The organism is Candidatus Megaera venefica, assembly GCF_034554655.1.
Taxonomy (GTDB): Bacteria; Pseudomonadota; Alphaproteobacteria; order Rickettsiales; family Rickettsiaceae; genus Megaera_A; species Megaera_A venefica.
Genome location: NZ_JARJFB010000049.1, coordinates 1 through 11,271 on the forward strand (window position 1 = coordinate 1; position 11,271 = coordinate 11,271).

Sequence of the window (11,271 nt, forward strand, 5' to 3'; positions counted from 1 at the left end):
TGCTTAGTTTCTTCTTTGTATACGGCGTATATACTTTGCCTTTTTCGCTGATGTTACTGCCGCGGTAGCCAAGGTCTACAAACATTTTTTGGATAGGAATAGATGTCAAACTCTCTACAGACTCAGCAGTTTGTAGCAAAGTATGGCCATCATATGGATTGCCATGAAACGATTTTGCGCACAACACAAAATTGCCTCGCCCGCTGACTCCGATAGCCACTTTATTACCAAATTCATACGGTTTATGTAATTTACCTTTGCCTATACATTCAACTTCTGGGGCATGAAAACTATATAGTACATCGTTTTCTTCCTTGTATTTTTTCTTTTGAACTTTATTCAAAACAGATTGGGCATGTATTTTTTTGACTTTACTTAAAACTTCTTTTTCTGCCATCGATAACTCAATCTCGCTAGCAATCAAACTTCTTTGGCATATTCTAATTAACCTACCAAGCCGTATTTTTAAGCCTTTCATAATTTTGCTGCGCTTTCGAGCTTTGCTATCTTCCCTGTATTTCCAGAGCTTGAGCGTATCTTTTTTAAAAGTTTTGGCATATGTTTCATTTAAATAAATTCCATTCTCATAACATAAATTTACCAATTCTAATCTTGCCTTTTCCATTAAATGAACGTCATGAGGATGCTTTATGTTCTTGATTTGAACCGTCGTGTCAATTATTACTTCCTCTAAGTCTTTTTTTTTACCAAACCAATTTTGCTGCTTATATTTATTAACTCTTGCATAATTATATTAAACCCATCTTCACCAAGAGTATTACGGAATCTTCTAATCCCTGTTTCCGATACCGTTGCGCTCTGTTCTAAATATTCATAGCCACAAAAATATTGCCAATATATATTTTCTTCAAATTCTTCAACTGTTTTAGCATCAGATAAATTATACATTGCTTGCAACATCGATAAGCCTAGCATAATTCTTGGGCATTTTTTTGTCCTCCCAAATTTACTAATTTTAATCTTTGTAGATAATTTATTCTCTAAATCAGACCAATTTATTAATTCTCGAAGTTGATATAATTTATTTTTTCTATTTAATTCTTCGCAAAGTTTATACCCAAAAAGCTTACCTTGTTTTTGGGATCTTGTAATATTCTCTATCGGCATTTTATCGAAATCCATAAGGTTTATACCCTTATTCTACCTTTTTCTTATGGATTTGACCAAGCTTTTTATCTTGCAACCCTTATATTTGTTGCCTTGTGGGAGTTTCGGTGGATGGACTATCTTCTTATCTACCCTCATGTCGAATTCAGTGGGTTTAGCATGCTATTAGGCTGAGTACCTTTCCTATATCTCATGAGACCCTGAAGTAAATTCAGGATGACGGTGTACAGCACATACCAGTAAAACCATACTATATTACTCTATTCCTTATCCATGGTTCAGTTTAACCATTCTTTTTTGCTATCCAAACAAGATGATGCTCTTGATCGTTTTCTTTCAAAAGAATTTCAAAGCCATATTTTTTAAGATACTGTTCATAAACATTAGGAGCTAGACTGTAAAAATGAAGCTCTTGGTTGAGCATATTACTATCAGCCCATTCATATTCACTATCACCGCTTGTAAACTCAAGTATCCCACCTGGCTTTAACCACTGTGCGAAACGCGCAATCATGTGCTCATGGTCTGATTTGGGAAGATGAAAAAGGCACCACCATTCAACAATGGCATCAACAGTTTTATTGAACGTGGTAGTGCGAACATCGCCATACAAACCTCGCATTTTGGGGCATTTCTTTTTAGCGATATCTAGTAATTCTTGCGACCCATCAATGCCGGTAACATGAAAATTTTTCTTAATTAAATAATCGGCAATAGGGAACCCAGAGCCGCAACCAATATCAAGGATGTGTGATTTTTCGGGAATATAATTTATTAAAGCATCTAGGTATTTTTGCTCGGTGTTAAAAGAATCACGCATTTTAGCAAAATCATGTGCAATGTTATCATAAGATTTCCCTTGATTATTCACCGTTTGGCTCCTAAATTTTCTTTCTGATTTTCACCAAAAATATTCACTTCTTATATCAAACTCAGGTTAACTAGGAATCAAACTCTTCAGGATATACACCCCATAAAAACTTACGAGCCACCCAACCTTTATAGGACTTACAAGTAATTTGGCACCATTCCTTTTGGCATTTGTTTAAACTGCACCTGATTTCTGGTAAAAGCTTAGCAACAACATTTTCATATTTTCCAGGGGAACCTAACAGTAAGATAGGATTTTTTGCTACCACTACTACAGACCTATTTCCAGCGATAACAGTCGAGTGAACCCATCCACCTTCACCTTTAATATCTCGAATCTTCCGCCATTGCCCAAATTCAGCAATAACCTCTACTGGTTCGCTTTTTTTTACAAATACCCATTCTATTGGACAATCATTCTCAGGCCCAGTTCTTGCATTAACCTCATTGAATTTTATCGTTACAAATCGTGGCACTGGGAAATTGTTCGGAACAGCAAGAGAAGTATGTACACAAACAAAACTTATCGCTACGAGTATAATAATATGAAAGTTCAAAAACAAGACAAAAAAATTTCTGGGTTTTGGATCGTACTCACCTAATAGCTTTAACTTGCTCAACCCAATGTTCTGAAATTTAGTAATCCCTTTTAATTTAGGGCTTGGTATAAAGCTATTCATCTTCTTCAATTTCAAGTAAAGTTTCATCTTGCTTTACAACTACATAATTACCAGCTCTAAATTGTCCTTTAATACGGCTTACTTCATATTCACTAATTCCTACGGATTTTAATACTGCACTTCCAAGCTGTAAACCAGTTTCATAATCTTGCGGTATTATAGTATTAACACCAAAATTATATAATTCGTGAGAATTTTTCAAATCCTTTAATCTTATTATCAATTCAAGATGGTCGAACTTATCACTCACCACTTTACATATTTTTTTAACAGTAATCTCATTATTAATAGTAACTACTAAAGTTAAAGCTCTGTCACCACCTATTGCCTTAAGTGTACCAACTTGCGAAGCATCTCCCTTGAATACTGGCAAACCATTAGCCACTTCATCACGTACTACGTCATCATTAATATCTAAAGCTATATAATTAACTCCTTCTGCTTCCAGAACTCTTGCTACCATCTTACCAACCTTGCCAAAACCAACTACAATAACGTGATTGGCCAAGTCTCTAGCGCCATATTCAATAATTTGATTTGGCGTCCTTCCTAAACCTTTTTCAAATTTTTCAGCAAATTTTTGGCCAATAATTGCTAACAACGGCGTCAAGGCCATCGAGCACGTAACAACTAGCAGCAATAAGTTTGCAATGCCTTCTTCTAAAACTCCATACTCTTTACCGAGGCCGAAGAGAATGAACGCAAACTCTCCACCTTGCGACAAAAGTAGACCGGCATGAATCGCAACGCCTTTGTTAAAACCAAATAAAATACAGAGAGCCGAAATAATCAAGGCTTTTAATACAATTAACGCTATACTAAACGTAATAATATTAGTCAATTGATTGTACATTTCCATTACATCAATCTTCATACCAACACTCATGAAGAAAAGCCCTAGTAATAAGCTTTTAAATGGATAAATACTCTCCTCAGCTTTTATCCTAAAATCAGTTTCGGCAACAAGAACTCCTGATACGAACGCCCCTAGAGCAAGTGACAATCCAAAATGCTCTGTACTCCATGAAGCAGCTAAAACTACAAGCAGAGTCACAGCAATTGGAAGCTCACTACTTTCGCTATGATCTGGTGTGATAAAGGAAAATAAAGGACGAAGCAGCACCCTGCCTATCACAAAGATAATACCAAGTGCAAATACAGCTTTGAGTAAAGATTGACCAAGAACGTATGGGAGTGATTCGACTGATTCCCCACCGCTACCAAGAAGCGGCACAATAACCAGCAATGGAACTACAATAAAATCTTGCAATAATAAGATAGCCAGAGCCACCCTACCAACCTGCATGGATTGACTTTTTGTTTCATTTATAACTTGCATTACAATGGCTGTAGACGAAAGAGCCAAGCCACCTGAGATAATGATAGCTGAATTAGTGTCACCGGTAGTAAGTACGACGGCAGCAGCAATTACTAAGCCAGTAATTAAAACTTGCAAAGACCCAAGTCCAAATACATATCGCCTCATAGCTTTCAATCTTTCAATGGATAGCTCAAGACCAATTGCAAAAAGAAGAAATACTACTCCTAGTTCTCCAAGAAATGATGTCTGATTATATGTTACAACTTTTAAGCCGTGATCACCAATAACCGCGCCAGCAACTAAATATCCAAGCACTGGGCTTAATTTTAGCTTTTTAAATATTGCCACAACAAACACTGCAGCGGCAATCAAAGTTATAACAATAACTAGAACATTATTTCCCATAATTCCTTCGCTTTAAGTAATACCAATCAACACAACAAATTAGCTTATACAAAATATACTTTGTACGTTTTATTTTTTTAATTGGTATAATGTTAAATAACTACCTCTTTTCCCATAGTTCCTCAATTTTAAACTTATCTCGTGCTTCTGGATGAAATAAGTGCACAATAACATCTCCTGCATCTAGTAAAATCCAATCAGATCCAGCTAAACCTTCCACACTAGCATTCCATTTCAATACGTGCTTTAACTCAAGGGCTACATGCTCGCCAATTGCTCTAATATTCTTTACCGAACGCCCGCTAGCAAAAATCATATAATCTGCTATCGGAACTTCACCCTTTAACGAAATACAAGTAACATTTTCCGCTTTCTTTTCTTCCAAGCACTTTAATATAAAATCTTTTATATCTTCACTGTTATTATTCATTGAAATAGAACTCCATCAATCTCTTAATTGTGTGGATGACAGATCACACAATTTTCCTCTATGAATCATTATATTGTTGTTTTCCGTTTTGGCAAGGTTTGCTTTTGGTTTTAAGCCTATTGTAGCTACATTAATCAATCGTGTATTGCATGGGCGATCAAAAATCAAAATATCACATAACTCGGCTAAATCTGAACTTCGATACCATTTTCTAAAACTGCTAACATTATCCATACCCATCAACCAAGTAAATTTAACGGACTTATATCTCTCAATCAACTGCCGCATTGAATCATAGCTATAAGAACTATTTAAGTCATACTCAGCAGTAGAAACAATAATCTTAGGATGAATTGCTGCTTTAAGAGCATTCTGAGCCCTTATGAATATATCTCGCTGCATCAGAGGCTTTGTTGGGTTTTGGTTAGCAACCAACCAAATGACAAAATCAAAATGGTGAAACCTTAGTGCTTGCTCAGAAATAAGCAAATGCCCAGCGTGAGCAGGATCAAATGTGCCACCCAGCACACCTACCTTCAAAGGTAAGCCATGCATAAAATTTAATGCTTGCAACTTGGCTATTTTATGCTTAGATTTCATATCAAAATAATTATCTTTAAAGCTGTATGGCAATTTCAGAGACTAAACTCCAATCCATTCTACAGAATAGTTTTCCAAATGCGAAAATAAAAATCACTGATACAGCTGGGGATCAAGACCATTATGCTCTTGAAATTACCAGCAATGTTTTTAAAGACTTGCCACTGATAAAACAACACAGACTTGTCAAAGAAGCTTTGGCTGAAGTTTTGGTCAAGGAACTGCATGCTATTAGCATCAAAACAAAAGCAGAAAATTAGGACTTTTTTTCAATTTTCAATAAACTTTTTATTTTATAAATCTTCCATGAAATCCAATTGGCAAAGCTTGAGGCATCTTAGCCCGAGCCAACTCTTTCATCGAATGAGCATCTATTATTACTAAAAAGCCTTCTTTATTAGATTTGTCATAAACAACACTTAAAATCACCCCATCATCCTCATTTTTTGCAGAAGGTTTTGAAACAAATAACGGCTCGCCTGGAGACAATCCTTCATGTAACCAATGCTTCGTTTTGTTATTTTTAATATCATACTTCGCTAAACCAGAACCATTTTTGTTACCTAATGCGTTAAACCAAACAGCATAAAAATACTGATTTTCTCTCCCTACTAGATTTTCTTTTATGCTAGGCAGTTCATATGACTCTTTGGATAAGCGAACGATATCGATTGAAGATTTATTCAAATCAATTACCATTTTTTGTAACTGAACATGACCATATTTTGTTTCTGTCTCTCCTACCTTTACAACTAAATCAGCATTATCAGACGCGCTTAAATAAAGATTAATTAGACCGTCTTTACCTTCAAAAGCATTAATATGATGAAAAGCAAACATAGCTTGGGTATTTATCTCACTAATAAGCTTACCAGTTTTTTTATCAAATACGTAGACCGTAGTTAGACGACTAGGCTCCCATCTATGCGCTCCGATAAAACTATATTTAGGATTAAGGAGGTCTATCGGATTTACTACTAAAGGATAGGCAGTTAGAATTATATAATTTTCAGTAATTGAAAAATCATGCATGTAACTAGGCTCACTAACTTCATGCCGTGTTAATAACTTTCTGCTAGTTGTGTTATCCTCAATTTTATAAATTACATAAGCACTTTTTCTGCCATAATCGATATAAAAATTATAAAGCGCACCGTCGGCTGGATCACGCTTCATATGAGCAGATTCCCAAATTTTTGCTTTCTTCAAATTATCATCGTAATCAAAGATTCCAATTGTCTTAAGGGTAGATGGTTCAAATTCAATTGGCAAAGGTGTTTCTCCAAAAGCAATTAAATGCTTTCCAACCCTTTCAATGTTGATATTAGCATTAGCTGTTTTAACCTTTTGTCCGTCACGAGAAATATGCTTGGCTGGAGACTCTCCTAAATTTTGTCCAAATCCACTAAGTTTGAGATCGTTAAGTTCTATACTTTCAAGCAGTTGGTCAGATTTTAGAAAAGCGGCCTGATAATAAATTTTATTTTTCTTAAATTCGAAAGAAGATACAAGCGCGAAGCCATCAAACCAATGAGTAAGGCGTTTATCCCCTATACTAAACTTCCCAGGACCATTTCTGAACAATTTACCTTTAAGCCAGTCCGGCACATGCCCTGTAACTTTTAAAGCCATAGGGTCATCTACTTCCTTCGCATCTTTTGGATAAGTAGAGTTTTGGTAACTATAAGACCCTTTGTTGATTAATTCTTGAATACGAATATTAGACGTTTTTTTGTGGCAGCCATACAGAGTAAAAATAAAAAATACAATTGCTACAAACTTGATCTTCGATACTATCGCTGAATTCATATTAGCCTACTTAATTTTTATAATAGCATTTATAATCTTAAAGAATTGCAGTTCGTTGAAATTCCTTACCCCTTATCAACTTTAATTTTGTGCTGTAAATTCACTAACTTAACGTGACAATTCACAGAACATTTGCGATTAGGCACCGAGCTCTTAGTCTTTGCCCCACTTTTCTTTTCAAGTCCAATAGTAGTTAAGAATTTTTTTGTTTCAGTAGGTAGGTACTGTACCTTAACCTTTACAGTACCCTTCCTTTTCATATCTATTATTTCTGCGGCTTTTTCAGAAAGATCTATTATTCTCCCCTCAGAGTAGGGACCACGATCATTAAGCATAACAACAACAGACTTATTATTTTCAAGGTTAGTTACTTTTACCAACGAAGGGAGTGGCAGTGTTTTATGCGCTGCACTCAGAGTATTTTTGTTATAAACATCACCATTCGCTGTTTTTTTACCGTGAAATCCATTTTTCTTGCCATACCAAGATGCCATACCGACTTGCGTATAGCTCTTAACTTCTTTTGGTTTATAAGTGGTATTTTTTATTGTGTATTTACTGCCAACTTTATAATGCCCTTTGTATTTTGTATTTTTTGAATCCTCTTTAGATAATTTTTTGTATTGCATACCTCCCTGGCAGGCGCTAAGAAGAATACAGGAGACTAATAATATAAAAAACGTAAAAAATTTCTGCGAAATAAAAATTTTACCAATCATCTTTCACACTCTGATTAACATTGTTATCTTCTTTCACGTCAACTGGCTCAACGCTAGCTGGCTCAACAACAGTAACCTTATCGTCATCAATGAATTTGCCACTTACTTCTTTTACTTCTTTTTCTTTCTCACGCCCTTTAGATTTATCAGTTTGAATCATGTCACTTATTTTCACGTGACTAACAACTTTTTGTACCCCATAAACATTAGAAGCAATATTTGCTACCTTTTCTAATTCCTCTTCTGACCGTGCGATTCCAAAAAGATATACAACATCATTTATAGTTATGACAGTATAGTTTACGAATTTTATATCACGATTCACGAATGTCTTAGATTTAATCTGACTAGTAATCATTGTATCGCGCGTATACTGCAACAAATCAAAATGTCGGCTATTTTTGTCAACTTTCAACTCGTTAATAACCTCAGTTACATCTTTCTGATTCCATGCTATTTCTACAGCTTTTACAGCATCTTCCTCTTTATCAATTGTGCCAGTTAATAATACACGTCCTTGCACCACTTCAATTTTAATTTTAGTGTATAAATAACGGAAATCTTTTTTAATAAATTCTGCCTTTATTCCTGCCGATATTCTAGCATCAGTAAGGGTTTCATTAGCCGGTCTGTCTTTAGCAAATTCCATAGCCGAGCCAGCAGCCCCGGTAAAAACAGCAGGAAGACAGCTAGTTAATGAAGAGAAGGCAAATAATATATAAAAAATTTTGACAGTAATTTCTCGAGTCATAGCTACAAAACCTTCGTTTGAGTAATAATCACAGTCGTGATTATACAAAATAAATATCTGTTAGCAATTACTAATGTATTTGAGATTAATACTTTTCTATTCGAGTACGTTAGTTTTCTCTAATTAAATATATTGACAATATCCAAAGGAAACTAGTATTATCAGCGGCTATTTCCAAATTTTATGAATTAGTCAAACGATGACCAAAACTTTTCAAAAAAAGTATCTAATCCTTTGGTGTTTGGCCAATTTATTCTTTGCTTTTCAATTCATTCTAAGGCTTTCTGCTGGTATACTTAGAGAAGATATTATTCAAAAATTTTCTGTCGATGCCGCAAGCTTCGGCACTCTAGCCGGTTATTATTATCTTGGCTACTCTGGGGCACAAATTCCTCTTGGGATCATGCTTGATCGTCTAAGCTTTAGATTTGTAACATCTATTGCAATAGCTACAGCTGGCATTGGAACTCTTACTTTTGTTACCACAGATAATTGGAATTTATTACTATTAGGCCGATTTTTAATCGGCGTGGGCTCTGGAGTAGCCTTTCTGTCAGTTGCAAAAATCACCACAACACATTTTGAAGAAAAGTACCACTCACTTTTACTAGGATTTTCATTTACCTTTGGCTTAATAGGAGCTGTTTTTGGCGCAACACCTATGCAATTATTATTTGATAAATTCGGTTATAACGATACGTTTAACACGCTTGCTTTAACAGCTTTTTTACTAGCGGGAATGATGCTTCTTTTTGGCAAGATGGATACTGTAAGAAATACTGATACAAATAATATATTTAGCTCCGTTATCAAACTATTATTAAACCCTAAAATTCTTTTAATTGGTATTTCTGGAGGTCTGATGGTGGGATCCCTAGAAGGGTTTGCTGACGTCTGGGCGATACCATTCTTTAGTCAAATTTTTGCTATGAGCAAAAACGAAAGTCGAACCATTACATCTTTTGTTTATATTGGGATGTGTTTCGGTGGTCCGCTTCTTGCACTAGCTGCAGGCCTTATACGCTCAGCCAATTTTATGATATTCCTAACAGGAACTTTTACTATAATTGTCTTCCTTATACTCTTTTATCTCCCACCGCTATCGTTAACTACTAGCGCTATCCTCATGTTTGTCTTAGGAATTTTTTGTTGCTATCAAGTACTAGTGTTTACGGTAGTTAGCAGCCAAGTTGAAGCCTCAAGCGCAGGACTTGCTATTGCTGTCACAAATTGCATTAATATGTCTTTTGGTCACTTTTTCCATTCAGTTATTGGTAATGCACTTCAAAATAATTGGAATGGAGAAGTCAATGAAATGGGAAGCGCAATATATACTATCGATAACTTCATTTATGCTCTTGCTATAATACCTATATGTTGTTTTATAGGACAATTAGGCTTCGGGTTTTTGGCTCTAAAATCAAAAAATACTAAGCCAAAACTATAGCAAATGTTACAGTATATTACAGACTAAAGATAGATGATTTGGGCTCAATGTTAGGAGAGTAATTTTTTAAATATTCATTTCTTGCTTCCGTTATTCTTTGCTCCAAAAACTGCCCTAATATAGTACCGTGAGGAATTAGGTATTTATCATAAGAATCTTTTTCCTCCGCAAGTATATTGAAGATAGGACTAACTAAATTGGCAGTTGGAGCTATCATCGCTTGCTTGGTGTTAACTTCCAAAAAATATATATTTCTTTCTTGATCTAGAATAAAATCATAAGCCATTTCATGTACAGCACCAGGATACATTTTATCTAAACGCTCAGTAATCGCAGCAGATAAACTCAATAAACTCTTCAATATTTTTTCAGCTTCCTTTGCACCATATAATGATGTTAGCACCTTAATGGTATCGACACTGTTATGATCTGTATGCGGCTGGTTTGAAACATGAGTATCTGGAAAACCAAGATATATTATATGAAATGGATGCCATTTTAGCCCATCGCTAACCATCAAAACACGACACTCGACTGGCGAATTCTTGTAACGTGGCACCTCTATTCCTTGCTGTATTAAAAAAGTTTCATTGATAGCATATTGCTTAACCATATTCAGCACCTCAGGAATTGTGCTACAAGTGTTGTGTACACGGAGACCTGGGGAGTTAAATTTAGTTGGGTAATAATAAAAATTTATTCCATTTGGATTCTTTTTTAAAACAATAATTCTTTCTGATTTAGAACCATATTGTGGTTTAATAAAAACCATGGAATATTTCTCTAAATACAATGGAACTTGACTATCAATGTTTTGTAAAGTAGCACTTTCTGGCTGCTTAATTCCATCAATTTGAGTAACGAGGGAAGAAATCTTATTTTTATCACTTACAAGGTTGGAAAACTCAAAAGATGAGTATATTTTAATTTGATATTTTTGAATCCAGCCCAAAAAATCTTTATAGTTCCTTTCTCTCTTTTTAAGAGCCGACCTCAAGCTTACTGACCAATCACCGTTTACTTTTGGGGTAGTTAGTCTCTCCGTCAAAACTCTAAATTTTTGATATAATTTCAAGAATTTCAAAAATAAATCACCGCACATTCATTTTTT

General features: G+C 35.0%; 12 protein-coding genes and 1 pseudogene. 2 read left to right on the forward strand and 11 right to left on the reverse strand.

What is annotated here, in order from left to right; all coding sequences use genetic code 11:
* The 7 genes from Megvenef_RS04050 to Megvenef_RS04080 all read right to left on the reverse strand — a co-directional run.
* Positions 1-625: transposase family protein (locus Megvenef_RS04050; protein ID WP_458693240.1), on the reverse strand; the 625-nt coding region annotated here is incomplete at its 3' end.
* A 65-nt stretch (positions 626-690) separates the two neighbouring features.
* A complete protein-coding gene (locus Megvenef_RS04055) occupies positions 691-1,143 on the reverse strand; it encodes a transposase (RefSeq protein WP_322776712.1) in 453 nt (150 codons plus the stop codon).
* Positions 1,144-1,411: 268 nt separating this feature from the next.
* Positions 1,412-1,999, reverse strand: a complete 588-nt coding sequence (locus Megvenef_RS04060) for a class I SAM-dependent methyltransferase (protein ID WP_322776713.1) — start codon at positions 1,997-1,999, stop codon at positions 1,412-1,414.
* 70 nt (positions 2,000-2,069) lie between these two features.
* Positions 2,070-2,543, reverse strand: coding sequence for an SH3 domain-containing protein (locus tag Megvenef_RS04065; protein ID WP_410519758.1), 474 nt, complete (start codon positions 2,541-2,543; stop codon positions 2,070-2,072).
* Between the two features lie 127 nt (positions 2,544-2,670).
* The gene (locus Megvenef_RS04070) at positions 2,671-4,404 is read right to left on the reverse strand and encodes a cation:proton antiporter domain-containing protein (protein WP_322776715.1); all 1,734 of its coding nucleotides are present in this window, start codon (positions 4,402-4,404) and stop codon (positions 2,671-2,673) included.
* 100 nt (positions 4,405-4,504) lie between these two features.
* Complete coding sequence (rsfS, locus tag Megvenef_RS04075; protein WP_322776716.1) at positions 4,505-4,834, reverse strand: ribosome silencing factor; 330 nt, start codon at positions 4,832-4,834, stop codon at positions 4,505-4,507.
* 15 nt (positions 4,835-4,849) lie between these two features.
* Positions 4,850-5,434 carry a nicotinate-nucleotide adenylyltransferase gene (locus Megvenef_RS04080; RefSeq protein WP_322776717.1) on the reverse strand — a complete coding sequence of 195 codons (585 nt, stop codon included), beginning with the start codon at positions 5,432-5,434 and terminating at the stop codon, positions 4,850-4,852.
* Positions 5,435-5,460: 26 nt separating this feature from the next.
* On the opposite strand from Megvenef_RS04080, the gene Megvenef_RS04085 reads away from it, so the two are divergent.
* On the forward strand, positions 5,461-5,694 hold the full coding sequence (locus Megvenef_RS04085; protein ID WP_322776718.1) for a BolA family protein: 234 nt from the start codon (positions 5,461-5,463) through the stop codon (positions 5,692-5,694).
* Positions 5,695-5,722: 28 nt separating this feature from the next.
* Here Megvenef_RS04085 and Megvenef_RS04090 read toward each other — a convergent pair whose 3' ends face one another.
* The 3 genes and pseudogenes from Megvenef_RS04090 to Megvenef_RS04100 form a co-directional block, all read right to left on the reverse strand.
* Complete coding sequence (locus Megvenef_RS04090) at positions 5,723-7,243, reverse strand: carotenoid oxygenase family protein (protein ID WP_322776719.1); 1,521 nt, start codon at positions 7,241-7,243, stop codon at positions 5,723-5,725.
* Between the two features lie 65 nt (positions 7,244-7,308).
* Positions 7,309-7,872 carry a septal ring lytic transglycosylase RlpA family protein gene (locus Megvenef_RS04095; protein WP_322776720.1) on the reverse strand — a complete coding sequence of 188 codons (564 nt, stop codon included), beginning with the start codon at positions 7,870-7,872 and terminating at the stop codon, positions 7,309-7,311.
* 214 nt (positions 7,873-8,086) lie between these two features.
* A pseudogene (locus tag Megvenef_RS04100) lies at positions 8,087-8,701 on the reverse strand (BON domain-containing protein); the annotation flags it as partial.
* Between the two features lie 253 nt (positions 8,702-8,954).
* Here Megvenef_RS04100 and Megvenef_RS04105 point away from each other — a divergent pair.
* Positions 8,955-10,160 carry an MFS transporter gene (locus Megvenef_RS04105; protein ID WP_322776721.1) on the forward strand — a complete coding sequence of 402 codons (1,206 nt, stop codon included), beginning with the start codon at positions 8,955-8,957 and terminating at the stop codon, positions 10,158-10,160.
* A 16-nt stretch (positions 10,161-10,176) separates the two neighbouring features.
* Here Megvenef_RS04105 and Megvenef_RS04110 read toward each other — a convergent pair whose 3' ends face one another.
* Positions 10,177-11,208: a YheC/YheD family protein gene (locus Megvenef_RS04110; protein ID WP_322776722.1), complete on the reverse strand. Its 1,032-nt coding sequence runs from the start codon at positions 11,206-11,208 to the stop codon at positions 10,177-10,179.
* Positions 11,209-11,271 lie beyond the last annotated feature (63 nt).

What these genes read in the sequence shown, in the direction of transcription:
- Megvenef_RS04090 (WP_322776719.1), bottom strand. Translation starts at nt 7,243, where the DNA reads ATGAATTCAGCGATAGTATCGAAGATCAAGTTTGTAGCAATTGTATTT.
- Megvenef_RS04080 (WP_322776717.1), bottom strand. Translation starts at nt 5,434, where the DNA reads ATGAAATCTAAGCATAAAATAGCCAAGTTGCAAGCATTAAATTTTATG.
- Megvenef_RS04085 (WP_322776718.1), top strand. Translation starts at nt 5,461, where the DNA reads ATGGCAATTTCAGAGACTAAACTCCAATCCATTCTACAGAATAGTTTT.
- Megvenef_RS04070 (WP_322776715.1), bottom strand. Translation starts at nt 4,404, where the DNA reads ATGGGAAATAATGTTCTAGTTATTGTTATAACTTTGATTGCCGCTGCA.
- Megvenef_RS04055 (WP_322776712.1), bottom strand. Translation starts at nt 1,143, where the DNA reads ATGGATTTCGATAAAATGCCGATAGAGAATATTACAAGATCCCAAAAA.
- Megvenef_RS04095 (WP_322776720.1), bottom strand. Translation starts at nt 7,872, where the DNA reads ATGCAATACAAAAAATTATCTAAAGAGGATTCAAAAAATACAAAATAC.
- rsfS (WP_322776716.1), bottom strand. Translation starts at nt 4,834, where the DNA reads ATGAATAATAACAGTGAAGATATAAAAGATTTTATATTAAAGTGCTTG.